This is a genomic window from Micromonospora sp. CPCC 206061 (genome assembly GCF_036906915.1).
Taxonomy (GTDB): domain Bacteria; phylum Actinomycetota; class Actinomycetes; order Mycobacteriales; family Micromonosporaceae; genus Phytohabitans.
On the sequence record NZ_JBAKHX010000057.1, the window covers coordinates 1 to 24,102 of the forward strand.

The window sequence follows — 24,102 nt, forward strand, 5'->3', positions numbered from 1 at the left end:
CAACCGCCGCCCCCACGATCTCATCAAGGCCGTGACCAGCGCATCTAGAACGCAATAGCCCTGGCTGGCCACCCGATGGATTCGCTGCGTCCTAGCTACACATCTGGCTACAGCTCCGGCTCCCGCACGAGAGACTGAAACATGAGCGACGGCGCTTCCTCCACTCATGTTTCAGTCTCTGTACGTACCGGTACGTCAATCAAGATCAGGAGCATCTCGGCAGGTCAAAAGCGGTTGAGCGACACGGGTGACACCCCGCTACTAGCATGTCTCCTTTCCTACACAGAACCAGACGGTATGCCGAGACGAGAGCACGTACCGGGTAGAGCCAATGCGGTAGTGGATCTCCACATCCTTGAATTTGGCGATGCCTGGATCTTCTCCGCGCACCCCGAAGATGAGTTCCTGACCACTCGCATTCTCGCCGTTGCTCGGCGGGATAGTGCTGTCCCGAGCAGGAACCGACTGGGCCGGAGGGTCGTAGTTCAGAGCGGTGCCGATGATATCCGCACCTCTGGAAAGCGCGTACACCCGGATATCAACGACTTCTACTCCCCCTTGGTCGCCGTCGGGCACCAGCTCGATGCTCTTGATCGTGGCGGTCTCGGACCCCCGGTTGCGTAGAACCAGCACGCCATACGTAACCGTAGTGTTCACAGGCGTCGGGATATGCGTCTCGGTGGGGATGTCGCCCAACGTTAGCGGCCCACCAGAGATTTCCCCCGTCCGAGCGTTGATGGCGACGACGACACCCAACACGATCACTGCGACGGCTGCGGCCAAGAAGATCGCTGGCCGCCGTCTGACCAGTGTTGTCGCCATCTTGCCCCCACTACGTGACATAAACGACCTTTGAGTAGTTGGGGTAGTCGTTATTGCCACATACCCAACACCAATTGCGCGTGAACGTCCAAGACATGTCGACCCATCCCGAATAGCCGCTCGTGGCGCTGAGGCTCACGAAGCCCAGCTCCGCCGCCGCGCCTAAAGTTACCGCACGCCTCGACCCTCGGTAGAAGCTCGTCCCTTTAGCAAACTGGACTCGGTAGTTGGACTGCGGAGTTGTGACGCAGCCGCTTGAAATGTTGCGAGCTCGGTCAATTAGGCCACCGAGCCACCGCGTCGCGTACACAACCTCATAGTTGTTAACGTTGCAGACTCGAATGTTTCCGGATAGTTTGGACCGCTTGTACTCGAAGAGGGTGCGCGGCACCCTGTTGTAGTTGTTTGGGGTCGCACCGCCGATCCTACTCGAAAGCGAGTTTCCGGCGTGCACGGTGCCACCTAGAGACCAGTTACCTCCGGCAGGCTTCAGGCCAAGGCTGATGTCCGAGTCGGAGGTTTGTCCGTACTCCCAACGCCCGTCAGCATCCGCAGAGTTGTGAAACTCCATGATGTCTGTGTAGGCGGTGTGCGTTTGAAGCACCGTATGAGAGCAATATGGGTACGGCACCGCCATTAGGCTGACGTCTGGTACCTCAGCCTTGCTGCCATTGAGGAGTCGACCGGTATCAGCATCAGAGACGAGATAAGTCGCACGGTTGTCGTCGGGCGACATGCCTTCGCGATCATTGTACTCCCACGCTAAGCCGGTCCACCGACGCGATACTCCCTCAAGGGTCGTCGAGCCATCAGACGTTACGACGACCAGGATGAAGTTCGCCCAACCGTCATTGACCTCCGCCTGCTCCTTGAGGACCGTGTCGGGCACATACGACAGCGTGTAAGTCCCTTGAGAATCGGTGACGGCATTGGCGACCACCACCATATCTCCGGTACCGCCATCCGGACCGCTCGGGTTCGTAAGGTAGGTCAACCGGACTACGGCGCCCGCCGCTTCTTTCACGTTTGCGAGGCTCGCCTCGTCCACTGATTCGCCGCTTAGTGTTCCCGTCGCTGTCAGGATCTGTCCGGTGAGAATTCGCTCGGGTTCGGTTGTTTCCGCTGCCACGGCTGGCGGCGGAACAACGAATGTTGCGGTGGCCAAGACGAGCGTCAGGATCCCGACACCCCTCCTTGTGCGTCCGTGCTGCCTCATGCACCCTCCCCTTGGGTAGCTGCGGGCCATCGGAACAGAAAGTGACCGTGAGTCTGGGCATCCGCCGACTACGTCGATCAATGTTGAACGCATCGTATTGATGGTTGGCGTAAGGGGTCAAGGGCTCGCCGATTCTGGCCACGCTCACGACGTTCCTCTGGCATCGGGCACACGGAATTCCTCCGGGGGACGACGAGCCGCGGCCCCCAGCAGGGCACGTGCGGTCCATGGCGAGCGGCGACCAGGGGAATTGTGTGAGCAGATCAGGGCCTGCTGGAGGAAATCCTTGAGCGCCGACCACTGACCTGCATAAACGTCCCAACGATCAGAGGGTGGGACTAGCTGTGTCACTCGACTGTCACTCATGATCAGCGCACGTTTCCACAGTTCAGAGACAGCCGAGTGACACCAGTGACACAGGTGACACCGTCGACACAGTCCGCGTAGATACGGGCCGTCCGGCTGGCCCTTCCGGTGGTCGGAACGGTTGTATGCCCGCGGCCGAACTGTCGCGAATCGGGGTTCGGCGCGAAGTTGCGACCCGTCGGCACGTAGCGGGATGCCCTTGACGTCTCTCCCATAAGCTCACCTGCTACTGCGAGTCGGTCGTACGCGGCACGCCAGTCTTCGCAACTTGCTCGCCCACATACCCGGCACACACCCGCTTTCGGATCGTTGGCGTGCACCGTTAGTACCTTGCGAAAATACGCAACCTCTTCCAGCGAGAGCCGAAAATTGGGTTGCCAATCGCGCTCTTGAAATAGGGGACATTTGACCTTCTTGGTCAGCGCAGGGTGAGGCGCACCGCCTCAATGTTGGGGCGGTGATGTGTATGTGCTGGTAGGTCAGTCGGTGTCGTCGCAGATTAGCGCGACGGCAATATCGCCCATGCTCGTGATTACCGCGTCTGCCTTTGCGTCCTTGAACGTCTGCACCTTTTCCTCGCGGTTCGCGTACCCGATGATGGGGACGCCGGCCGCTTGCGCGCCCGTAATGTCAGCGAGGGAATCACCGACTAGCACGCACTCGCCCGGCTCGGCGCCGAGGTCAAACACGGCGTGCAGGATCGGTTCGGGGTTGGGTTTCATTAGGGCGGGATCGGCGTACGCGCGCCCAATGACGGAAGTAATGTACGGCGCAAGCCGCTTGGCGGTCAGGTACTCCATGACAGCCCCGGCGGAGTTGTTGCTGACCACCGCGATCGGCTTACCCGACTTGCGAGCAGCAACGATGACCTCTTTGGCGTACATCGTTGGCGCGGACGACCGCACCGCGTGCAGCTCGGCTTCGCACAGCGCGTCCTCGACAAGGCGCGTGATTTCCGGCTGCCGCCGGGTTCCGACCCAGCGCAGCACGTCTAGCGGGTCCGGGGTTTCTAGCAGGATTTCGGTGATCGTCACGCCGTGCTCACGCAACAGCGACCGGAGTTCATCGGCGACGCTTGCGGCGGGATAGCCGGCAAATATGGAACACACCGGGCCGTCGAAGTCCAGTAGGAGCGGCCCGCGACCGGCCAGCAGGCGGCTAAGCGCGGCATTGGTGGTCACGGCTCGTACCCCCGCGCAACGCTGTTCCACAGTGAATCGAACCAGGCGCGTGAGGCATGTACGAACTGCGTGCCGAGCGCTTCATCATCGTCGGTAATCGCGTAGTGGAACAGCGGAACGTCCTTACCCAGCAGGTCATTAATAGCGAGCGGAACGCCCTTGATCGTTACCGTCCTCTCAACCACAGGGTAGAACCCGAAAAACACCTCCTCATTGTTGAGGATGTACATCTTGAACTGCGGTGAACCGCCCCAGATCCGAACGGCGACCGTGGCCGAGGGAATGAGACCCAGGTCCGACAGTTCGTTGATCTGATCGAGAATTCCGCTCGCCGCGCGTCGGGTGATCCGGTCAGCTCGATCCCGCACTGCCGGATCGTCTGACTGCGTCTCGGCCCTGGCGGGCAGCGCCATCGGCGCCGAGGTGTCGCAGAGCAGCACCCGCACGGCGACCGTTTCCGGTGTCAGCCGTCCGGCCCGCACCTTGTCTAGCGTCTCGCTGAGCGCGTCGCGCAGTGTTTCGCCGGAGAACCCAGCGAAGTCGACGGTGACGTGAGGGTGTTCGAACGCAGCCTCGATGTGCGGCCGGAGTTCGACGGGGCGCTGTGTCTGCGCCCGGACGAACGCGCCGCTGCCCTGCCGGCTGACGATCAGTCGGCGGGCTACGCCCCACCGGTCAGCCGGTCGCCGCTCAGATCTTGTGGCGCGGCGTAGGCGGCACCCGAGTCGCGTACCTGTACCGCGTCGACCTCGCACGGCCCAAGCGCACCGCAACCGCGCGTCAGCGCGCGGCGATCGAGGCGGCGCTAGCCGCCCGCCGCACCTGCCCGACCTGCACGAACGTCCGGCCCTACTACATCCCGCGCTCGCTCGGCGAGTGCCTGGACTGCAACGAAGGACGGTAACCGATGACCGCCGCACCAACCGTCAACAGCGCCTACCCGGCGCCAATCGATGACCTGCTGCCCCGTGCCCGCGCGCTCGCCGAGACGCTCGGCGAGATCCCCTCCCGCAACCGGCTCAAGAAGGAGCTGCGCGTCGGCTCACCGAAGGCGAACGCGCTACGCGACGCCCTGGCCGAGCTGCTCGCCCCGCCCGCCGCGCCGGCCGAGGTGCCGGAGCCCACTGACCGCACTCCGGACCTGATCGGCCCGCCCCCGGCCATTCCGGACCCGGCGGACGCCGAGCAGACGCTGCCGCTGGACGCGTCGCCGCTGGAAGGCCAGCCCGCAGACCCGGGCACCAACATCACGACCGAGGGCACCGCGGCTGCTCCCGTCGCGCCGCGCCGTCCGGTCGTCTGGCCGGCACTGAGGCAATGATCTACCAGCACGCGAGGCGTGACCGGGACCACGCGATCGCGTCGGCACTCGACACGCTGATAACGGAAGCGCGAGGCGAAATCGCCGCCTGATCTGGCACGGATCTGGCACGCGGCCGGCAATCGTAAGCGGAGACGAGAAACGCCCTAGTGTCGGGATCTCTCCCCTACCAGGGCGTTTGTCGTATGTGGATCTGGGTGGAGCCGAGGGGACTCGAACCCCTGACCCCCACACTGCCAGTGTGGTGCGCTACCAGCTGCGCCACGGCCCCCAAACATCCCCGGTCTCCCGGGCACCCGCGCAATAGTACACATCCCGCAGTCGCCGGTCACATCCGAGGGTCAGTTGAGGGCCACGTCGGGCGGGAATTGTGCCACCGCCGCCAGGATGCCGCCCTGCCGGCGCAGCACCATGGACCAGAGGTCTTCCGGCCGCTCGACGAACGCGTCTCCGGGCAGTGCGTCGAAGACGAACCACGATCCCGTGGAGATCTCGTCTTCCAACTGCCCGGCGGACCAGCCCGAGTAGCCGGCGAACACCCGGATGCCGACGAGGCTGCTCTGGAGCGTCTCGGGGTCGACGGATAGGTCGACCGTGCCGACCGAGCCGGACACCGGATGGAAGCCGCGCACCTTGCGAGCGCCGGGGCGCATCCGGGCCAGACAGATTGCCGACTCGGGCTGCACCGGGCCGCCCTCGAAGAGCACAGCCGGCTCGCGGGCCATCGTGCCCCAGTTGCCCAGCACCTCGGACACCGGCACCTCGGTGGCCCGGTTGAGCACGACGCCGAGCGCGCCGCCCGCCTCGTGTGCAACGAGCAGAACGACGGTGCGGTCGAAGTTTGGATCTTTCAGGGCGGGGGTCGCGACCAGTAGCTGCCCGGTCATCGACTCCATCGACCGCCCCCCGATTCGCTGCCCCTCTCCGTACATGGCGCCCCGCTACCCGCGCGCGCCTAGTGTCCGGAACTGCTTACCCTCTGGGTCGGCGCGGTCGGTGCCGACCATGCGCGCAGTGAACGCCATGCACGCACGATAGCCTGCGGCAAGGGCCATGGTTAAGGTCTCAAACGTGAGCCCTCACGCAGAGTTTGCCGTCATCGGCGGGTCCGGCCTTTATGCCTTACTGGACAGCGCCACCGAGCATGTGGTCGAGACGCCCTACGGCGCACCGTCCGACCCGATCACAATCGCCGAGGTGGGCGGCCGATCGGTGGCGTTCCTGCCCCGCCACGGGCGCGACCACCGGCATCCGCCGCACCTCATCCCTTACCGGGCCAACCTGTGGGCGCTGCGCTCGCTCGGAGTACGGCAAATTCTGGCGCCGTGCGCGGTCGGCGGGTTGCGGCCTGACCTCGGGCCGGGCAGCTTCGTCGTGCCCGATCAGCTCATCGACCGCACCACCGGCCGGGTGCAGACGTACTACGACCGGGGCGCCGTCCACGTCTCGTTCGCTGACCCGTACTGCCCGGTGGGCCGCGCGACGGTGCTCGCCACGGCCAGCGGGCACGGGATCGAAGCGGAGAGCCGCGGCACGATAGTCGTCATCGAAGGCCCTCGCTTCTCGACCCGGGCGGAGTCACGCTGGTACACCAGCATGGGCGGCACTGTCGTCAACATGACCGGCCACCCGGAGGCGGTGCTCGCCCGCGAGCTGGCGCTCTGTTACACGGCGATCGCTCTGGTCACCGACCTCGACGCCGGAGTCGAGGGCGGGCACAGCGTCACGCAGGACGAGGTCTTCCGGGTCTTCGGGGAAAACACCGACCGCCTCCGCACGGTACTCCTCGACACGCTGGCGGCGCTGCCGCAAGAGCGCGATTGCCCGTGCCCGTCCGCGTTGGACGGCATCAAGCTGCCAATCGAGCTGCCGTAGGCGGCTCAGGTCTCGCCGCCGATGTCGGTCCCGAAGGCCTCGTAGACCAGGTCTGCGCCGCGCTGGCGGTGCCGCGTGAGGTCGCGCAGCAGGTCGCTCGCCCAGGCGCGCAGGTCGTCGACCGTGGTCTCGAGCGCGTCGACCCGCCGTTGAAGGGCGCCGAGCGCGGCGGCCACCGCCGCGTGCTCATGCACGAGTACCCGCACCGCGCGCGCCAGCCGCGGCGATTGGTCGAGCAGTTCGGCGTACAGGCCGTCGGCGCCCTCGGTCACCACGATGTGCTCCGCGAACGCCCCGCGCAGCGCGTGCAGCCGGGTGCTCACTCGTGGCCGCCATCCCGGGTCACCCGCCGGCGCGGCGAGCGCCTGCTCGAAGGCGTGAATGCTTCCCAGGAGGGTCGCGCGGTGCCGCCGTGCGACGGCGAGCGACGTGGCATCCGCCGCGGTCGGGTGCTGAATCGGTCCTGCCACCACGACGCACCTCCCGCCACGAGCTATTAGGCGATGGTCGCGGCTGGGAGCGCGGAGTGTCCAGCCTTCACTGGCGGGTTGTGGTTGGTGGGACGGATGAGGCGGTTACACGCTGCCGGCGATGGTGCCGATGACCTCGTCGAGGTCGACGTCGCGCAGGCCGGTGCCGGCGTTCGACGCCGAGTGCAGGGTGTTGCTCCAGGAGTCGGCGATCGTCGTCCACGGCCGGAGATCCGGCGCGAAGATGAGCAGTCGCTTGGCGCCGCTGTCCATGACGGCCGAGTTGCTGCGGCCGCGCCCCCACATCGCGGCCAACTCGTCCAGGTCATTGGGCATGTCGGGCGGGTACTGCCTCGTGCCCGAACCGACGCCCAGGTCGTGCGCCGGCGCGTCGGTGAACATGACGATCACGTGGCGGCGCCGCTCGAACTCCCGCTCCCACGGCGAGTTGATGGCGAGGGCGAGTGCTTCGAGGCCCGACTCGGGCACGTCACCCCCGCCGTCCGCCCGCAGCCCTTTGACGAACTTTTCGAACTGCTTGGCCTGCTCGGGTATCCGCCAGAAGTCGGACAGCTCCACGGGGTTGCCGGGATCGGCCTCGAAGTCCCGGTACGCCACGACGCGGATCCGCAGCTGGCCAACCGCCTTCTCGCGGGCGGACATCGCATCGACGAGTCTCTTGTGGAACGACAGTGCGCCCTTCTTCACGGTGTCGATGACGGGCGACATGCTGCCCGTCACGTCGATACAGAAGACGATGTCGACGGCGTACGCGGATTCGGACACAGCGCCTCCCCTAGATCGCGGTGCCCCCTCATTGTGCGACCCCCACGCGACCCCTCCCGACCAGCGGAGATGGCGAAGGGCGGTACGACCCGAGTGGGTCGTACCGCCCTTGGACTGGTGGAGGTGCCGGGAATCGAACCCGGGTCCTTCGGCGTCTTGTCAGGGCTTCTCCGAGCGCAGCTCGCTATGCCTCTACTCGGCCCCACCGATCACGCGAGCGAGTCGATGTGACGGGCCCAGCCGCGATTAATCTCACCGCACGAACCCCGCGGCCGGGTTCGATTGGCCAGCCTTCTAGCTGATGCCGGTTAACTGGGACGAAGGCATTCCCAGACCGACAGACTCACTACTCGCCTCAGGCGGCGAGAGCGAAGTCAGCGCGCTTGGTTTCGGCGCTTATTGGTTTCCGACGACCGATTCTCGAGACGACGTCGGCTTCCTCGGCTCGCTTCCCCTGTCGCAACGGACGAAGTCGAAACCAGTCACCCCCTTGCTGATCACTCCCTGAGCTGATCACTACCTACCGCCAAGCTTAACGCCCCGCGCTACTGGATTCATCCCGCCGCCGCCCCACAGGGCGCGTTGTCCACCTGGCAGCTGTCGGGTCCCTTGGCGCCGAGGCGCGCGTCGCCTGCCACCTCGAACTCGAAAGCCAGCGAGGCACCTGCCCGCACGTTCGAGCCGGTGAACGTCACCGTCGTGCCCTCCTGCTTGAAGGAGGCGCCAGTGGCGTCCGTCACAGTGGCGCCCTCCCGAAGGGTGATCGTCACCTGCCAGCCCTGCGCGGTGGCGTCGCCGGTGTTCTTCAGTGTGACCTCGCCGCGGTAGCCGAGGATGCGCGTCGACACGGTCTCGTACTGGGCGCCCAGCTTGGCCTGCGGGGCCGGACGCGTGGTGGCCGACTCGGCGCGACTGGTGGGTGACGGGGTCGGCGTCGGTGAGGGGGCGGATGCCGCCTCCGCGCGGCCCGCGCCGGCGCTGGCCGTGGCCGCGGGGGCAGTGGTGGACGACTCCTCGGCGGCGGGCGTGGTGGACGCGATCGGGTCGTCCTTGCCGGGCCGGACGAGCAGGATCAGGGTGGCTCCGGTGGCCACGGCGAGGACGGCGAGGACGGCTACGAGGGTCCGGCGGCCACTGCGTCGGCGGGGCGCCACGGTCGGCGCGAGGACGGTGGGTTCGTCGACGCCGGCTACGGCGGGCTCGGTGTCGGGGTCGGGGTCGCCCAGCAGGTCGACCTCGCCGAACGCCAGCCAATCGAGCGCGGCCGGCAGCCGTTCGTCCAGTACCGACTCCCAGACGTCCCGCAGCGTCTCGCGCTGCTCGTCGTCCCACTCGCCGTACACGCAGGTCTGCCGCAGCAGCAGCTGGCAGCCGTTGGAGGTCTCCGACAGCTCCCACGTCAGCCGGGTGTGCAGGTCGTCGTTGCCCCAGAGCATGGCGACGCGGCGCGGCTCTTCGAGCCCGGTCACCTCAAGTTCCGATACAGGATCGAATCCGGGCAGGTCAAGCCACTGGGCCAGCAGCCGGTCTTCGGTCAACGCCCGCCACACGCGCTCGGGCGGATGCTCAAGGTCGACATCTAACCGGATTTCACTCACTCGGGTGACCTTACAGACCCGCGCAAGTACTGCCATCTATCTCGCAATTGGCCGGCTCTTTCGACCCTAGGAGGCTAAGAGTCACGTCGAAGACGATCCGCGTGGACGAGCCGGACCGCAGCGCCGGACCGCTGAAGGTGACGGTATCGCCACTTCGCTTCGGCGCCGGGCCCTCCACTCCGCTGACCAGATCGAGGCCCTGCACGACCAGGGTGACCGTCCACGGCTCTGACGAACTACCGCCGCTGTTGGCAACCTCGACGCTTCCCCGGTATCCGAGCAAAGTCGTCGAAAGCGTGGCGTAGCTGGCCCCCAGGGCAGCAGCCTCGGGGGCGGGCGGGGTCGTGCTGGGCGCGGCCGGCGTCGCGGCGCTGCTGACCGACCCGGACGGGGATGGGCTTGTCGTGGGCGTCCGGCGCGGCGGCGCGGCAGTACCGGATGCCAGCCGGTTGGTCGCCTGCGTCGCCGCCGGGAGCGCCGAGCCGGACGTCATCTGCGCCGACGCCGGGTCGCTCGTGCGCGATGGCAGGTTGGCCACCACGACAGCGGCGCAGGCCACGAGCAGCGCGGCGGCGAGCACCACGAGCACCTGCCGCCGCCGGTCCGGCGGCTCCGGAGCGTCGGTCACCGACGGGGGTGGCGGCACCGCGATGTCCGCACCGGCCGCGAGCCCATCGAGTACGGCGGCCAGCCGCACCCCAAAGAGCCGCCGGTACGTGGCGATGAGCTGCCGCCGCCGGGCGGTGCCCCGGATCCCAAGGAACCCGGACTGCGTGATCAGCAAGCGGGAGCCACCCGGCGTCTCGGACAGTTCCCAGGTGACCCGCGAGTGCATCTGCTCGCCGCGCCAGCGCATCGACAGCCGGCGCCCCTCGGTCACCTCGATCAGCTCGCCCCGCACCGTGCCGTCGAAGCCGGGCAGAGTCTCCGGCAGCAGCTCGAATGTGGACCCCGCGTGCGGCTCCAGGTCGGTCAGCATGAACCACCGGGAGAGCAGCTTGCGGTCGGTCAGCGCCCGCCACACCAGCTCGGGCTGGTGCTGGTACTGGACGCTGATCCTGATCTCGGTCACCGCGGCGCCCGGAGGGGTGTCACTCCATCCCCTTGCCGCGGCGCCCCATCGCCCGGGTGATCTCGCGATCCGCGTCGCGCTTCGCGAGATCCTGCCGCTTGTCGTACGCCCGTTTGCCCTTCGCCAGCGCGATCTCGACCTTCGCCCACCCGTCGGAGAAGTACACCGACAGCGGCACGAGCGTGTAGCCGGTCTCGCGCAGCTTGCCGATCAGGCGGTCGATCTCGAGCCGGCCGAGCAGGAGCTTGCGGGTGCGGCGGGGCTCGTGATTGTTCCACGTGCCCTGGGTGTACTCCGGGATGTGCATCCCGTAGAGGTACAGCTCGCCGGCTTTTTCCTGGGCGAACGCGTCGACGAGAGATGCCCGGCCGGCGCGAAGCGACTTCACCTCGGTGCCGGTCAACGCCATGCCCGCCTCGTACGTGTCGAGGATGGTGTAGTCGTGGCGCGCTTTGCGGTTTGACGCGACGACCTTGCGACCCTTTTCTCTCGGCACCGCGCAAGCCTAGCGTGTCAACACAGGCAACCAGGGAGCCAGTTCAGCGGTTGCGTGGGCCGGCCGGAGAGGCGCACCTCGAAGTGGAGGTGGTATCCCGTCGAGGCACCGGTGGTGCCGACCCGCCCGATCACCTGCCCCCGCCGCACCCGCTGCCCCGACGACACGACGATCCGGGATTGGTGCGCGTAGCAGGTGCTCAATCCGCTGCCCCGGTAGCTGCCGTGGCTGATGCACGTGTAGTTGCCGTACCCGCCGTTCCAGCCGGCCCGGATGACCCGCCCGTCGGCGGCGGCGTAGATGGGTTGGCCGCCGCCCGCTGCGATGTCGACCCCGGCGTGCAGCTGCCACACGCGGTAGTACGGGTCGTAACGCATGCCGAAATCGCTGGACTTCCAGCCCTGCACCGGCATCAGGAGCCTCGCACCGGGCCGCACCACGGGGGTGCCCCCGCCCGGCCGGGTGACCTTCTGCCGGTCCTCCCAGGCGCGCAGTTCCTGCTCGATCCGCGCCGCTTCCGCCTTCGCCTCCTCGTACTTCGCGAGGCTGGCGTCGCGCTCCTGCTCGGCGATCTCCAGCGATTCGGTCCGCTCGGCGGCCAGCGTGGCGACGTAGGCGACCGCTGCCTCCGCCTCGGCCTGTGCCGCCCGCGCCTCGGCGAGCGCCCCTTCGGCCGCGAGCCGCGCCGCCTCGGCCTCGCGCTGGGCCAGCACGGCGTCGTTCTGCGCTTGCTTGGCGGCTCGCCGTGCATGCGTGAACCCGTCCAGCGCCACCTTCTCGGCGCCGAGGATGCGCTCGAAGTACCCGTACCGCTCGGCCGCCTCGATGGGGGTACGGGCGTCGATCAGCAGGTTGAGGGTGACGATGCCGCCGCCCTTGTACGCCGACGACACGAACTCGGTGACCCGCCCGCGCGCCTCCTCGACGCGCCGCTCCGACTCGGTGTATCGCTGCGCGGCCCCCTTGACGGCGACCGCGGCAGCCTCGGCGCGGCGCCGTGCCGTGTTGGCGGCGACATCCGCTGCGGCGACCAGCCCGCGGGCCTCTGCAGCCCGGTCCTGCGCGCCGGGCAGCACGGCGTTCGCCGCCGCGAGCCGCTTCGCGGCCGACTGTGCCCGCGCGGTGGCGCCCTCCAGGATCGAGGCGGCCGCGGCCACCTCGGCGTCGATGCGCTTCTTGTCGTCGCGCGGATCACTTGCCGCTCTGCTGGCTGGCGCGGCCCCCTGAGCCTGAAGGGTGGCGTGGTCGGGGAGGTGGGCGGGCAGTCCAGGCGCCGCCGCCGCTGGGGCCGCGGGCAGGGTCAGCAGCACGGCAGCAAAGACCGCAAACCAGGCACGATGGGGCTTCACAGGCAACTCCCCTCATTCGTGTCTTTTACCGTACCCCCGTCACAGCAGTCTCAAGCACCTAAAACGGAACGCCGCTCCCCACCCGTTCGGGGGGAGCGGCGCTCGTGAGCTGCGTCGAAGCGCGTCAAACCCGCAGGTAGAAGCGGAGTGTGACCCAAGCGGTGATCGCGCTGACCAGACCGCCGACGCCCGCCATCAGCGGGAACATCAGGAGCACGTCACCCCAGCTCAGACGTGTCAGCAGGTCGGTCAGGTCTCTCAGCGACCCGTCGAGGAGGAAGCCCTTGAACGCGGCCAGCCCGGCGAAGGCGATGATCGAGCCGATGAGCCCGGCGACCACGGCCTCCAGCACGAACGGAGCCTGGATGAACCAGTTCGACGCGCCGACGAGCTTCATGACCGCGACCTCTCGCCGCTTGCTGTACGCGGCTACCTGGATCGTGTTTCCGACCAGCAGCAGGGCCGCGATGGCCATGACGGTCGCGGCTGCCAGGGCCATGTTCTGCACGGACCCGAGGATGTTGAAGATCTTGTCGAGCAGCCGTCTCTGGTCGACGATCGTCTCGATGCCCTCGGTGTTCTCGTACTTGTCGAAGATCTGCTTGAACTGCTCGGGGTTGTTGAGCCGCACCCGGAACGACTCGGGGAGCTGACCCTCCTTGACCGCGTTGACCAGGTCAGGAGCGTCGGCGTACATGGTCTTGAACTTCTCGTACGCCTGCTGCTTGGACTCGTAGATGACCTCGCGGACCAGCGGGTCGCCCTCGAGCTGCGTCTTCAGCTCGGACCGCTGCGCGTCGGTCACCTCAGCGTCGAGGAAGATCGCCACCTCGATGTTCTTGTAGTAGAAGTCCTTCATGCTGTCGACCTGCATGTACATCAGGCCGCTAGCGCCCAGCATGGCCAACGAGACGGCCATCGTAATGATCATGGCGATGGTCATCGTGACGTTTCGCCACAGCCCGACCATCACCTCGGACAGGACGTATTTAAGCCGCTGCATCGGGGGATTTCCTTCGCTGGGGTTCGGTCGGGTGCTTAGCCGTAGACGCCGCGCGCCTGGTCGCGGACGATCCGGCCACTCTCGATCTCAACGACCCGCCGGCGCATCTGATTGACGATGTTGGAGTCATGCGTGACCATCACGACGGTCGTGCCCGTCCGGTTGATCCGGTCCAGCAACCGCATGATCTCGATTGAGGTGTCGGGGTCGAGGTTTCCAGTCGGCTCGTCGGCCAGCAGGATCAGCGGCCGGTTGACGAACGCCCGTGCGACCGCCACACGCTGCTGCTCACCACCGGAGAGCTCGTGAGGGTACCGGTGCTCCTTGCCGCCGAGACCGACGAGCTCCAGCACCTCGGGCACGACCCGCCGAGCGACCGCCTTGGTCTTGCCGATGACCTCGAGGGCGAAGGCCACGTTCTCGTAGGCGGTGCGGTTGGGCAGCAGACGGAAGTCCTGGAAGACGCAGCCGATCGAGCGTCGGAAGTGGGGGATCTTCCAGGAGCGCATCGACGTGACGTCGCGGCCGTTCACGACGACCTTGCCCTGATTGGGCGTGACCTCGTGCAGCAGCAGCTTGATGATCGTGGACTTGCCGGAGCCGGAGGGGCCGATGAAGAAGACGAACTCGCCCTTCTCGATCCCGCACGAGACCTGGTCCAGCGACGGCCTTGACGCCTTGGGATACGTCTTCGTGACGTTCTCGAGCTGAATCACGGGTCGAGAGTCTACGCGGTGTAACTAGATAGCCAAGTCCGCCCTGGAGCAGTTTGCGCACCTTGCCTGAAATTCAGCGCCAGCTGTGACGTACTCAGGCCGCGTCGCCCGCCATCTCGCGCTGCTTCCGCCAGCGGATGCCCGCCTCGATGAAGTCGTCGATCTCGCCGTCGAACACGGAGGACGGATTGCCCGTCTCCTTCTCAGTGCGCAAATCCTTCACCATCTGATACGGATGCAGGACGTACGAGCGCATCTGGTCGCCCCAGGAGCCAGCCGCGTCGGTCTTCAGGCCCTCCATCTTGGCCTGCTCCTCCTGGCGCTTGCGCTCCAGCAGGCGGGCCTGGAGCACCCGCAACGCGGAGGCCTTGTTTTGCAGCTGGGACTTCTCGTTCTGGCAGGTGACCACGATGTTGGTGGGGATGTGTGTGATCCGAACCGCCGAGTCGGTCGTGTTCACGCTCTGTCCACCAGGACCAGACGAACGGTACACGTCGACCCGGATTTCGTTTTCCGGGATGTCGATGTGGTCGGTCTGTTCCACGACCGGAAGCACCTCGACACCCGCGAAGCTCGTCTGCCGCCGCCCCTGGTTGTCGAACGGGCTGATCCGCACCAGCCGGTGCGTGCCTGACTCGACACTCAGCGTGCCGTACGCGTACGGCGCCTTGACCGCGAAGGTGGCCGACTTGAGGCCGGCCTCTTCCGCGTATGACGTGTCGTAGACCTCGGTCTGGTACCCGTGCCGCTCCGCCCAGCGCAGATACATGCGTAGGAGCATCTCGGCGAAGTCGGCGGCGTCGACGCCGCCCGCGCCGGCTCGGATGGCCACGAGCGCCTCCCGGGAGTCGTACTCCCCCGAGAGCAGCGTGCGCACCTCAAGCTCGTCGATGGCCTTGCGCAGGGAGATCAGCTCGGTGCCAACCTCGGCGAAGGCGCTGGGGTCGCCTTCTGCCTCGGCCAGCTCGAGTAGCACATGCGCGTCGTCGAGCTGCTGACGCAGCCCTTCGACCTTCGCGATCTCGCCGTTGGCGTACGACAGCCGCGAGGTGACCTGCTGCGCCCGCGCCTGGTCGTCCCACAGGTCCGGCGCGGACGCCGCCTCCTCGAGCTCAGCCTTGCTCCGGCGCAACTTGTCAAGGTCGAGAACCGACTCGAGGTTGCGCAGGGTGGAGTCGAGGGCCTTGAGCTCTTCGGCGAAGTCGGCAGCGGTCACAACCGTCAAGCGTACGCGTTACCCGGTCGGTGCTGTCTTCAGCCACGACAGAGCGGCCTTGTGATAGGCCACCGCGAACTCCAGCGCCGCCGCACCGTAGTTGTCGCCCTCCTTCTTGACCTCCTTCGCCTGCTCCCGAGCCGCCGCGAGCGCCTGATTGTGGTACTCGCTGGCGCCGGCGTAGAGATCCTTCAACTGAGCCGCGGAGTGCTGGTCGCCAAAGGCCACGCGGAGCGCGATCGGGTTGCGCACGGCATCCCGGCCCGGCGACTCCGCGAGCCAGCGGCCGAACGCCCGCTTCCCCGACGCGGTGATCGCGTAAGGCTGGCTGGAGCGCGGTCCCGGCTTACCCAAGCGGACGTATCCCGCGTCGGCCAGCGCCGGCAATTCGCGGTAGACCTGGCTCCGGGTCATCGACCAGAACGGTCCGAGGCGACGCTCGGCGGCGGCCATCAACTGACCACCTGTCATCGGTCCTTCGTGGAGCAGCCCGAGGAGGGCCGCGGCGGTCGGGTTGATTGCTGTTTCTGCCATGCCCTCCACGCTGCCACTTTGTGGCCTTCGCGTCCAGGATTTCGCGTGATCCGCGGGGCGATCTGCTCCACTGTGCACTGTCCGTGCCCGACAGTCCGGTGAGGACCCGCTACGAGCAGTGATCAGCGAGGTACCAGTGGTGGTGCCGGTGGCATCGGGTCGCCGATGCCGGGCCAGCCGCGTGTGTCCGGTGTGGCCAGTGGCACCGGCGTGGCCGATGTGGCCGCCGGTGCCGGCGAGGTGATCCGGGCCGCCGGGACGGTGCCCGTCACGCGCCCATTGCCGGCCACCACGAGGCCGCCCAGGAACGCGAGCACCGCGAGAGCCGCCGCGCCGCCCCCGCCCGCCACGATGAAACGCCCGCGGCGCGGGCGTGGCGACCCCGAGTCGGACTGGTCGCGCCGGGAGGGCCACGGGCTCGCCGTGCCGTACGCCGGGTCGAGGTGCTGCGGGCCTACCCCGGCGATCGGGATGGCCACCATGCGGCCGGCGTACGCGGACGCGGGCGACACGGGCGCGGCGTTGAGCGGCACCCAGGTGACCTTCGCCACGGCGGCCGCGGGGCCGGTGGGGCGGGGCCACCACGTGATCTGGCCGGGGCTGAGCGGCGGCAGGGCCGGCGCGCCCTCCAGAGCCGGCTCGACGCCGCGCAGCCGTGCCCCGATCAGCTTGGCCTCCGGCCGCCGCTCGGGGTCGGTCGCGAGGCAATCCTCGATGATCGGCCAGACCACCGGGGGCAGGCCGGGCGGCGGCACCGGGGTACAGGTGCCGTGCCGGCGGAGCACCTGGAGCGGTTCGCCGCCCCGAAACGGACTCCGGCCGCAGAGCAGTTCATAAAGCACCATGCCGAGGGCGTACACATCGGCGGCGGGACTGGGCGGCGCGCCCTCGACCACCTCCGGCGGCACGTACTCGGGCGTGGCGTGGATCGCGGTGGGCGGCGGATCGGACATCCGGCGCGCCACGCCGAAGTCGATCAGCCGCACCGCCTGACCGTCGGCGGGCACCAGCAGGTTGCCGGGCTTGATGTCGCCGTGCACGACGCCCTGGGCGTGCAGGTAGGCGAGCGCGTCGGCGACCTGGGCCACCACGTTGGCGGCGATCGACGGCGGCACCGGGCCGTCCCGGCGGAGCCGGCGGCGCAGGTCTTCACCGTCGATCAGGTCGAGCACGAGGGCCTGCAAGTCGCCCTCGCCGACGTAGTCGCGCGGCCGGACGATGCTCGGGTGGTCCAGCTCACGCAGGATCCCGGCCTCGGCGCGGAAGGCCTCGGCCAGGCTGGCCTGCTCGGCCGCCTCCGGGCGCAGCAGCTTGATCGCGACCGGCTCATCACTACGCGTATCGACACCGCGCCACACGGTGCCGATCGCGCCGCGCGCGATCTCCCTACCCAGCCGATACCGGCCGGCCAGCGCCTCCATGCCAATGACGGTAGGCCGAGGTCACCAATTCCCGGTTCGGCCTGTCGGGTGGTTGGCACGAACAAGGGACTAGCGTTCGCAAACACGCTACGAGAGGCTGATTGCTCGTGGCTTCCCCCCTAGTCCGATGGCTGGCGACGCTCGGTGCCGGCGACCTCGAATCGATCTTGATGAGGCGCCCCGACACGATGGCCGCGCCGGCCGTCACGACCCTCTCCGCCCTCGCCGGCCGGCTCCAGGACGGCGAGTCGGTCTCCGTCGCGATCGGGTCGCTGCCCCGCCCGGCCCTCCAGCTCATCGAGGCCATGCAGGCGTTCGGGCCGCCGACGGTCGGCACCGACCAACTCGCCGCGGCGGTGGGGCGGACGCCGGACGATCCCGAGTTCGCCGCGACCCTACGCGTGCTCTCCCAGCGCGCTCTGATGTGGCCCGACGGAGACGACCTGCGGATGGCGGGACCTCTGTGGACGGCCTTCGAGTACCCACTGAACCTCGGCGGGCCTGTCAAGCGGCTACTGGAGGGGTACCCCGTGAGCGAGCTACGGGAAGTCGCCATCGCACTCGGGTTGCCCGGTGGGCGTACCAGACAAAAAACCTGGACCGCGGTGTGCGCCGCGCTCGCTGACGGCGAGCGGGTGACCGCTCTGGTCGCGGCGGCCCCTGACGGCGCGCGCGAGTTGCTGACGGCGGTCGCGTGGCGCGGACCGCTCGTGGCGATGCCGGCATACGCGCGGCCCACGACCGGGCCGCTCGCGTGGGCGCTGCGCCACGGCTTGTTGATCTCCGACGGCTGGCAGCACGCGCAGATGCCGGGCGAGGTGGGCAGGGCGCTGCGCGGGCCGCAGTGGCGGGCGCCCTTCGATCCACGGCCGCCGTCGCCACGGTTGACGGCGGCGCCGGCGCAGGCCGTGGCCCGGGAGGCCGCCGCCGCTGCCAGCGCGGCGGTCGAGCAGGCCGCGGCGGTGTTCGGCGCGGCGCCCGTCACGCTGCTCAAGTCGGGCGGCGTCGGCGCCCGCGAGCTGCGACGGCTGGCCAAGTCCGCCGGCTGCGGCGAGTCACAGGTCAGGCTCTGGCTGGAGCTCGGGTACGCCGCCGGCCTCCTCGGGATCGCGGAAGCGCGAGTACTGCCGACCGACGCGTACGACGAGTGGTGTGTCACGAGCCCGGCCGGTCGCCTGCAGCCGTTGCTCCGGGCCTGGCCGCGGCTGCCCGCCGCGCCGCTGGTGCCCGAACCCGGGCCCGCGCTGGTGCGGGACGCGGCCGGGCTGGCCGCCTACGATTTGCGTCCTGCCCTGCTGGACGCGCTGGCCGAGCTGCCCGACGGGCAGGGTGCCGCCGAGGGCCTCGCCGACGTGCTGGGCTGGCGGTCGCCGCTGCTGGCCGACCCGGATGAGCCCCTGCTCGACGCGCTGTGGGAGGAGGCGCGGCTGATCGGCGCCGTCGCGCATGGCGCCCTGACCCCGCTCGGCCGCCCGCTCGTCGACGAGCGGGCGAGCCTCGCCGTGGCCGCCGAGGATCTGCTGCCGCCGCCGGTGTCGGAGGCGCTGTTCCAGAACGACCTCACCGCCGTGGTGCCCGGCGCGCCGGCCGCCGCGCTCGCCGCGCTGCTCGACGACGCCGCCACCCGGGAGTCGCGCGGCGGAGCGACCACCTGGCGCTTCTCCACCGCGTCGGTGCGCGCCGCGCTGGACGCCGGCCGCACCCCCGAGGCCCTGGTCGACGCGCTGCGCTCGGCCGCGGTGGGCGGTGCGCTACCGCAGGTGCTGGAGTACCTGGTCGCCGACGTCGGGCGGCAGCATGGGCGGCTGCGGGTGCGCGAGGTCGGATGCGTGCTGTACGCCGACGACCCCGCGCTGGTGGCGGAGGTGGCGGGGGCCAAGGCGCTGCGTCCGCTCGGGCTCGCGGTGCTGGCGCCAACCGTCCTCACGAGCGTCCGGCCGCTCGTGGAGACGCTCACGGCGCTGCGGTCGGCCGGATACGCGCCGATCGGCGAGGACGCCTCGGGGGCCGCGGCCATCGAGCGGCCGGTTCGCCGGCGGGCTCCCGTGCCGCGGCGCCCACCTTCGCGGACGGCCGTCAAACCGCCCAAACCAGCCGAACTGGCTGCCCGCCTGCTGGAGCCGCCGGTGTCGGCCCTCCACCACGTGCAGGTGGCGGCGCCACACCTCGGCGACGGCGAGCAGCGGCTGCTGGCCGCCGCCGTGGACGGCGGAATCGCCGTGACGATCGCCTACACCGACGCGCAGGGCTCGATGTCACAGCGGGTCATCGAGCCGCTCGACCTGGACGGCCCGATGCTCGCCGCGTGGTGCCACCTGCGCGACGACGAGCGCATGTTTCTGCTCGACCGCATAGGCGGCGTGACACCCGCTTAGGCCCTGTCCTGTCGATCATTGCCGGCCTGCGGCGGGCAATGATCGGCCTAACCCATGTGCGGGTAGGTGTGGTCGGTGGGCGGGACGAAGGTCTCCTTGATGGTGCGCGGGGACGTCCAGCGAACCAGGTTGTGCCAGGAGCCGGCCTTGTCGTTGGTGCCGCTCGCCCTCGCACCGCCGAACGGCTGCTGCCCCACCACCGCACCGGTCGGCTTGTCGTTGACGTAGAAGTTGCCCGCGGCGTACCGGAGCGCCTGCGACGCCCAGTCGACGACGCGGCGGTCGGTCGCGAAGACGGCACCGGTCAACGCGTACGGCGCGGCCCGCTCTGCCTGTGTCACCACGTCTTCGAAGCGTGCGTCGTCGTATACGTGCACGCCCAGGATCGGTCCAAAGTACTCAGTGGTGAAGACCTCGTGGTCCGGGTCGCCGCACTGCACGACCGTGGGGCGCACGAAGTACCCCTCGCTGTCGTCGGCGGTGCCACCGGCCAGCACGGTGCAGGAGTCGGCGTTCTTGATGCGGTCGAGCGCCGCGGCGTGCTTCGCGAAGGCCCGCGAGTCGATGACCGCGCCGCCGAAGTTGGTGAAGTCGGCGACGTCGCCGTACGCGAGGGAGTCGGCGGTCGCCGCCAGCTTGTCGCGCACCCCAGCCTCCCAGAGCGAGCGCGGCACGTACGCCCGCGAGGCGGCCGAGCACTTCTGGCCCTGGTACTCGAACGCGCCCCGCACGAGTGCGGTCACGAGCGCGTCCGGCTCGGCGCTGGCGTGCGCGACGACGAAGTCCTTGCCGCCCGTCTCGCCGACCAGCCGCGGATACGTCCGGTACTCCGCGATGCGCTGCCCGACGGCCTGCCACAGCGTCTGGAACGTCTTGGTGGAACCGGTGAAGTGGATGCCCGCCAGGTCGGGGTCGACGAGCGCCACCTCGGAGACCGCGAGCCCATCGCCGGTGACCATGTTGATGACACCGGGCGGCAGACCGGCCGCCTCGAAGAGCCGCATCGTGAAGTGCGCGGCGAACTGCTGGGTCGGCGACGGCTTCCACACCACCGTGTTGCCCATCAGGGCCGGCGCCGCGGGCAGGTTGGCGGCGATCGCGGTGAAGTTGAACGGGGTGACCGCGTAGACGAAGCCCTCCAGCGGCCGGTGGTCGAAGCGGTTCCACATGCCCGGCGACGAGAGGGGTTGCTCGCCGAGCAGCTTGTGTCCGAAGTAGACATTGAAGCGAAGAAAGTCGATCAGCTCGCAGGCGGCGTCGATCTCGGCCTGGTACACCGTTTTCGACTGGCCGAGCATCGTGGCGCCGTTGAGGGTGTCACGCCACGGGCCGGCGAGCAGGTCTGCCGCGCGGAGGAAGATGGCGGCACGATCCTCGTACGACAGCGCGCGCCACATCGGAGCCGCTTTCTTCGCGGCGGCCACCGCCGCCGCCGCGTCCGCGGTCGTCGCGTTGCGCGTGACGCCCAGCACGTGCCGGTGCCGGTGCGGCTGCACCACGTCGATCGGGGCGCCGCTGGCCATCCGCTGCTCGCCGTCGACCGTCATGGTGAGGTCGAGTCGGTCGGCGGCCAGCTCGGTCAGACGGCTTCGCAGGCTCTCGCGCTCGGCACTGCCCGGTGCGTAGTTCCGGACCGGCTCGTTGCGCGGCGGGGGTACGGCGGAAACGGCGTCCATCTGCGGCTCCTGTAGGAACTTGATCTTTACTGCGTGGGCGGTAGCCTCGCATGCCATCGTCGCACGCGGCGTACGCTGGGGCGGGTTTCACGAGGGGTGGCGACGATGACTGAAGACGTCCAGACCACGCCCGCCTCCGCCCCGCCCGCTTCTCCCCCAGGAGAGGCCGCGCCGGGGGCGGCTGTGCTGGCGGTGCTGGCGCTGGTGTGGCTGGCCGCGATGATGTGGTCGGCCCACCGCGTCATCGTCAGCGGCGAGGGCACCCTGGCCATCACATCGGCGGCCCTCGCGCTGCCGAGCGTGATCTCGGCCGGCATCGTGGCCGGCGCGGGGGTGAGCCTCGCGGTCGCCCACCTGCTGCGGCGGCACGTCACCGTCCGGTTCGTCGCGGCGATCGGCGCCGGCCTGCTCACAGGGCTGGGCGCGGCGCTCGCGGTGGTGTCCAGCTACGGCGAGGGCGAGGCCAGCACGATCCTGGCCGGCACCCTCGCGGCGGCGGTCACCGTCGGCGGCGCTGTGGCTGGGGTGCGGGCACGCTCGGTGGTCGGCGCCGTGGTCAGCGCCGGCCTCGTGGTCTTCGCCGTCGGGCTGGTGCTCGACAACTTCAAGGAGAACCTGATCTCGCTCTACGGCGCCGGTGACGACGCGTCGTCGCGCCTCAGCGCCGCCGGCTGGGCCGCGCTGACCACCGCCGTGATCAGCGGCTTGGTAGCCGGCCTCGTGGCGTACTTCTACCTGCGTTGGACCCAGCGTCGGGCGGGGGCACAGGTGCTGCGCTGGCCGGCGTACGCGACCGCCGGAGCCGGCCCCGGGCTCGCGCTGATGGTCGCCGAGGTGATCGTCCGGACCCTCGGCAGCCGCGTGATGACGCTCGCCGGCGAGGTGAGCGAGGCCGACGGCACGGTCCAGCGCATGCTGGACGAGTCGCGGGTGAACTACGCGCTGGTCGTGCTCTTCGTGGGGGCGATCTCGGCGATCATGGCGTTCGGCCGGTCGCTGCCGTCTAAGTAAGAGTTTCCAACTCGGTCACGTCGTACCACTCGAGCTCGTGGTCCTCGGCGCCGTCGACCGTGAACTGGGCGTCCGGGTCACCCACCAGCGCCTCCTCGACCACGTCGGCCGCGGCTGCCACGTCGTCGGCCGCGTCGGCACCGTCGACGTGGATCGCGGCCACTGATCCCAGCCCGACCGGCTCGGTGAGGCGTACCGCGCTGGAGCCCAGCTCGTCGTCCTCCCGGTGCACCACGGCAGCCGGCACGTCGGCGGAGACCACGACGCGGCGCCGGGGCGCGTCCAGGTCGTGCCGGAGCAGGCGCAGGGCACCCTGAGCGGCACGGGTGAACGCGACGTACTCCAGCTCCTCCTCGTCGCCCTCGGCGTACCACTCGCGCAGTGCCGGCGTGACCGCATGCCCCTCTACCGCGCCGAGGTGGCCCGACGCGCGCAGCGCCGCGAGCATGGGCACGGTGGCCGGCACGTACACCCGGATGACCTGATCTGACACGCCCCAGTTACTACACCCCTCCGGTGATCAACCCGCGACCGGGGCGGGCAGGCGGCGGAACCCGCCGCAATCGATGGCAAACTGAAGCAGTGAGCCCTCGTTTCCTGCTCCTGTCGGACGTCGCAGCCGAGCTGAACGTCACCGACTCGCAGGTCTACCACATGGTCCGCAGCGGCGAGTTGCCCGCGATCAAGATCGGTGGCCGGGGCCAGTGGCGCGTCGAGCGCACCAAGCTGGAGGAGTACATCGAGCGCAAGTACGACGAGACGGCGGAATGGGTGCGCGGGAACCCACTCGTCGACTGATTAGCGCCCGATTTCCCTGCAACACATTGACGAGTGCCGTCTTGCGGTCTTACAACGGATGCTGTCGAAGGCAAACGTAGGCAAACGCAAGATCGGGGTGAGCTGCATGATCGCCACGACTCGTCCACCCATCCGGCTCCGCCCCGCTCCGGCTCTCGACCCACCGTTCGAAGACGAGATCGACCAGGAGCCGTGGCACGCCCAGCTCGCGCTCCAGTTCGACCTCACAGGTCGCCGGCGGGCGCGGCCCCCGGTGCTGGTCCCGGGCACCGGAGCCGCCGCGGCCGCCCTCGCTGACGCCGGGGCACCCGAGGCGCCGGTGCCGGTCGCGTCGGCCTCACCCGAGGCGAAGCAGGCCACCAAGCGGTTCCTCGACATGTGCCTGGAAATCCTCAACGGCTACCGTCCGACCGGCCACATCCGTCCGCTCACGGTTCCCGGCTGCGCCGAGGCCGTCATCACCCAGCTCGCCGCCGGCCTCGACCGCGCCGCCACGCTGCGCGGTGGTCAGCCACCACACGTGACCAAGCGCCCGAGCGCCTTCGTGCGAGCCCGCCGCCTCCACACCTGCGAGCCGTGCCCGGGCGTGGTGGAGGCAGCCGCGGCGCTCGGCCTGGCAGGCCGCACCTGGGCGATGGCGTTCCGGTTGGAGCGGCGGCGTGGCGCGTGGCTTTGCACCGCCGTCCGCACGGTGTGACCTGACACCGGGGCTCGCGCTGGTTGGCCCGGTCCCCTCGGAGGCGGTGCCTTCCCTCGCGCCGCGCACCGACTTCGTCGGGCGGTGGTCGGGGGAGGTGGGC

At 69.0% G+C, this 24,102-nt stretch carries 23 protein-coding genes, 1 tRNA gene, 1 other RNA gene and 2 pseudogenes; 7 read left to right on the plus strand and 20 right to left on the minus strand.

Annotation, left to right across the window (positions count from 1 at the left end; genetic code table 11):
• Positions 1-261: 261 nt before the first annotated feature.
• From V6V89_RS29005 to V6V89_RS29020, 4 genes and pseudogenes are all read right to left on the minus strand, one after another.
• A complete protein-coding gene (locus V6V89_RS29005) occupies positions 262-822 on the minus strand; it encodes a hypothetical protein (RefSeq protein ID WP_334622651.1) in 561 nt (186 codons plus the stop codon).
• Positions 823-832: 10 nt separating this feature from the next.
• A complete protein-coding gene (locus V6V89_RS29010; protein ID WP_334622652.1) occupies positions 833-2,038 on the minus strand; it encodes a hypothetical protein in 1,206 nt (401 codons plus the stop codon).
• A gap of 845 nt (positions 2,039-2,883) precedes the next feature.
• Positions 2,884-3,585 (minus strand): HAD family hydrolase, encoded by a 702-nt coding sequence (locus tag V6V89_RS29015; protein WP_334622653.1) that lies wholly within the window; start codon positions 3,583-3,585, stop codon positions 2,884-2,886.
• Positions 3,582-4,247 (minus strand): annotated as a pseudogene (locus V6V89_RS29020) (GntR family transcriptional regulator); the annotation flags it as partial. The pseudogene V6V89_RS29020 and the gene V6V89_RS29015, both read right to left, overlap by 4 nt.
• On the opposite strand from V6V89_RS29020, the pseudogene V6V89_RS29025 reads away from it, so the two are divergent.
• Together V6V89_RS29025 and V6V89_RS29030 are read left to right on the plus strand one after the other, a co-directional pair.
• A pseudogene (locus tag V6V89_RS29025) lies at positions 4,244-4,489 on the plus strand (RRQRL motif-containing zinc-binding protein); the annotation flags it as partial. The pseudogenes V6V89_RS29020 and V6V89_RS29025 overlap by 4 nt on opposite strands.
• 3 nt (positions 4,490-4,492) lie before the next feature.
• Positions 4,493-4,906 carry a hypothetical protein gene (locus V6V89_RS29030; protein WP_334622654.1) on the plus strand — a complete coding sequence of 138 codons (414 nt, stop codon included), beginning with the start codon at positions 4,493-4,495 and terminating at the stop codon, positions 4,904-4,906.
• A gap of 198 nt (positions 4,907-5,104) precedes the next feature.
• Here the strand turns inward: V6V89_RS29030 and V6V89_RS29035 are convergent.
• Together V6V89_RS29035 and V6V89_RS29040 are read right to left on the minus strand one after the other, a co-directional pair.
• A tRNA-Ala gene (locus V6V89_RS29035) sits at positions 5,105-5,177 on the minus strand.
• 70 nt (positions 5,178-5,247) lie between these two features.
• Positions 5,248-5,838: a YqgE/AlgH family protein gene (locus tag V6V89_RS29040; RefSeq protein WP_334622655.1), complete on the minus strand. Its 591-nt coding sequence runs from the start codon at positions 5,836-5,838 to the stop codon at positions 5,248-5,250.
• Between the two features lie 139 nt (positions 5,839-5,977).
• Here V6V89_RS29040 and V6V89_RS29045 point away from each other — a divergent pair, with 139 nt between their 5' ends.
• Complete coding sequence (locus V6V89_RS29045) at positions 5,978-6,781, plus strand: S-methyl-5'-thioadenosine phosphorylase (protein ID WP_334622656.1); 804 nt, start codon at positions 5,978-5,980, stop codon at positions 6,779-6,781.
• Between the two features lie 5 nt (positions 6,782-6,786).
• Here V6V89_RS29045 and V6V89_RS29050 read toward each other — a convergent pair whose 3' ends face one another.
• The 12 genes from V6V89_RS29050 to V6V89_RS29105 all read right to left on the minus strand — a co-directional run bounded on the left by V6V89_RS29050 (position 6,787) and on the right by V6V89_RS29105 (position 17,442).
• Positions 6,787-7,251 carry a hemerythrin domain-containing protein gene (locus tag V6V89_RS29050; RefSeq protein ID WP_334622657.1) on the minus strand — a complete coding sequence of 155 codons (465 nt, stop codon included), beginning with the start codon at positions 7,249-7,251 and terminating at the stop codon, positions 6,787-6,789.
• A 105-nt stretch (positions 7,252-7,356) separates the two neighbouring features.
• Positions 7,357-8,037: a vWA domain-containing protein gene (locus V6V89_RS29055; RefSeq protein WP_334622658.1), complete on the minus strand. Its 681-nt coding sequence runs from the start codon at positions 8,035-8,037 to the stop codon at positions 7,357-7,359.
• Between the two features lie 115 nt (positions 8,038-8,152).
• Positions 8,153-8,527: a transfer-messenger RNA gene (gene ssrA, locus V6V89_RS29060) on the minus strand.
• A gap of 64 nt (positions 8,528-8,591) precedes the next feature.
• Positions 8,592-9,635: an SRPBCC domain-containing protein gene (locus tag V6V89_RS29065; RefSeq protein ID WP_334622659.1), complete on the minus strand. Its 1,044-nt coding sequence runs from the start codon at positions 9,633-9,635 to the stop codon at positions 8,592-8,594.
• Between the two features lie 10 nt (positions 9,636-9,645).
• Positions 9,646-10,707, minus strand: coding sequence for an SRPBCC family protein (locus V6V89_RS29070; RefSeq protein ID WP_334622660.1), 1,062 nt, complete (start codon positions 10,705-10,707; stop codon positions 9,646-9,648).
• A 19-nt stretch (positions 10,708-10,726) separates the two neighbouring features.
• Positions 10,727-11,203: an SsrA-binding protein SmpB gene (smpB, locus tag V6V89_RS29075; protein WP_334622661.1), complete on the minus strand. Its 477-nt coding sequence runs from the start codon at positions 11,201-11,203 to the stop codon at positions 10,727-10,729.
• 17 nt (positions 11,204-11,220) lie between these two features.
• Positions 11,221-12,552 carry a M23 family metallopeptidase gene (locus tag V6V89_RS29080; RefSeq protein WP_334622662.1) on the minus strand — a complete coding sequence of 444 codons (1,332 nt, stop codon included), beginning with the start codon at positions 12,550-12,552 and terminating at the stop codon, positions 11,221-11,223.
• 124 nt (positions 12,553-12,676) lie between these two features.
• Complete coding sequence (gene ftsX, locus V6V89_RS29085) at positions 12,677-13,555, minus strand: permease-like cell division protein FtsX (protein ID WP_334622663.1); 879 nt, start codon at positions 13,553-13,555, stop codon at positions 12,677-12,679.
• A gap of 35 nt (positions 13,556-13,590) precedes the next feature.
• Positions 13,591-14,271 carry a cell division ATP-binding protein FtsE gene (ftsE, locus tag V6V89_RS29090; RefSeq protein WP_265249373.1) on the minus strand — a complete coding sequence of 227 codons (681 nt, stop codon included), beginning with the start codon at positions 14,269-14,271 and terminating at the stop codon, positions 13,591-13,593.
• A 94-nt stretch (positions 14,272-14,365) separates the two neighbouring features.
• Positions 14,366-15,487 carry a peptide chain release factor 2 gene (gene prfB / locus V6V89_RS29095; RefSeq protein ID WP_334622665.1) on the minus strand — a complete coding sequence of 374 codons (1,122 nt, stop codon included), beginning with the start codon at positions 15,485-15,487 and terminating at the stop codon, positions 14,366-14,368.
• Between the two features lie 18 nt (positions 15,488-15,505).
• Positions 15,506-16,021, minus strand: coding sequence for a PadR family transcriptional regulator (locus V6V89_RS29100; protein WP_334622666.1), 516 nt, complete (start codon positions 16,019-16,021; stop codon positions 15,506-15,508).
• A gap of 122 nt (positions 16,022-16,143) precedes the next feature.
• Complete coding sequence (locus V6V89_RS29105; protein WP_334622667.1) at positions 16,144-17,442, minus strand: serine/threonine-protein kinase; 1,299 nt, start codon at positions 17,440-17,442, stop codon at positions 16,144-16,146.
• A 170-nt stretch (positions 17,443-17,612) separates the two neighbouring features.
• Here V6V89_RS29105 and V6V89_RS29110 point away from each other — a divergent pair, with 170 nt between their 5' ends.
• A complete protein-coding gene (locus tag V6V89_RS29110) occupies positions 17,613-19,817 on the plus strand; it encodes a helicase-associated domain-containing protein (RefSeq protein WP_334622668.1) in 2,205 nt (734 codons plus the stop codon).
• A gap of 47 nt (positions 19,818-19,864) precedes the next feature.
• Here the strand turns inward: V6V89_RS29110 and pruA are convergent, their stop codons facing one another.
• On the minus strand, positions 19,865-21,493 hold the full coding sequence (gene pruA, locus V6V89_RS29115) for an L-glutamate gamma-semialdehyde dehydrogenase (RefSeq protein ID WP_334622669.1): 1,629 nt from the start codon (positions 21,491-21,493) through the stop codon (positions 19,865-19,867).
• A 105-nt stretch (positions 21,494-21,598) separates the two neighbouring features.
• Between pruA and V6V89_RS29120 the strand changes: the two genes are divergently transcribed.
• Positions 21,599-22,504: a hypothetical protein gene (locus V6V89_RS29120; protein ID WP_334622670.1), complete on the plus strand. Its 906-nt coding sequence runs from the start codon at positions 21,599-21,601 to the stop codon at positions 22,502-22,504.
• Here the strand turns inward: V6V89_RS29120 and V6V89_RS29125 are convergent.
• Positions 22,497-22,997 (minus strand): DUF6912 family protein, encoded by a 501-nt coding sequence (locus tag V6V89_RS29125; RefSeq protein WP_334622671.1) that lies wholly within the window; start codon positions 22,995-22,997, stop codon positions 22,497-22,499. The two genes, V6V89_RS29120 and V6V89_RS29125, sit on opposite strands and share 8 nt — an antisense overlap.
• A gap of 89 nt (positions 22,998-23,086) precedes the next feature.
• Here V6V89_RS29125 and V6V89_RS29130 point away from each other — a divergent pair, with 89 nt between their 5' ends.
• Both V6V89_RS29130 and V6V89_RS29135 read left to right on the plus strand, forming a co-directional pair.
• Positions 23,087-23,302, plus strand: a complete 216-nt coding sequence (locus V6V89_RS29130; RefSeq protein ID WP_334622672.1) for a helix-turn-helix domain-containing protein — start codon at positions 23,087-23,089, stop codon at positions 23,300-23,302.
• Positions 23,303-23,408: 106 nt separating this feature from the next.
• Positions 23,409-23,999: an Rv3235 family protein gene (locus tag V6V89_RS29135; protein WP_334622673.1), complete on the plus strand. Its 591-nt coding sequence runs from the start codon at positions 23,409-23,411 to the stop codon at positions 23,997-23,999.
• The last annotated feature ends 103 nt before the right edge of the window (positions 24,000-24,102 follow it).

Bases quoted from the DNA above. Each gene is read 5' to 3' on its own strand.
- V6V89_RS29005 (WP_334622651.1), bottom strand. From the start codon at position 822: ATGGCGACAACACTGGTCAGACGGCGGCCAGCGATCTTCTTGGCCGCA.
- V6V89_RS29010 (WP_334622652.1), bottom strand. From the start codon at position 2,038: ATGAGGCAGCACGGACGCACAAGGAGGGGTGTCGGGATCCTGACGCTC.
- V6V89_RS29030 (WP_334622654.1), top strand. From the start codon at position 4,493: ATGACCGCCGCACCAACCGTCAACAGCGCCTACCCGGCGCCAATCGAT.
- V6V89_RS29040 (WP_334622655.1), bottom strand. From the start codon at position 5,838: ATGTACGGAGAGGGGCAGCGAATCGGGGGGCGGTCGATGGAGTCGATG.
- ftsX (WP_334622663.1), bottom strand. From the start codon at position 13,555: ATGCAGCGGCTTAAATACGTCCTGTCCGAGGTGATGGTCGGGCTGTGG.
- V6V89_RS29100 (WP_334622666.1), bottom strand. From the start codon at position 16,021: ATGGCAGAAACAGCAATCAACCCGACCGCCGCGGCCCTCCTCGGGCTG.
- V6V89_RS29105 (WP_334622667.1), bottom strand. From the start codon at position 17,442: ATGGAGGCGCTGGCCGGCCGGTATCGGCTGGGTAGGGAGATCGCGCGC.
- V6V89_RS29110 (WP_334622668.1), top strand. From the start codon at position 17,613: ATGAGGCGCCCCGACACGATGGCCGCGCCGGCCGTCACGACCCTCTCC.
- pruA (WP_334622669.1), bottom strand. From the start codon at position 21,493: ATGGACGCCGTTTCCGCCGTACCCCCGCCGCGCAACGAGCCGGTCCGG.
- V6V89_RS29120 (WP_334622670.1), top strand. From the start codon at position 21,599: ATGACTGAAGACGTCCAGACCACGCCCGCCTCCGCCCCGCCCGCTTCT.
- V6V89_RS29135 (WP_334622673.1), top strand. From the start codon at position 23,409: ATGATCGCCACGACTCGTCCACCCATCCGGCTCCGCCCCGCTCCGGCT.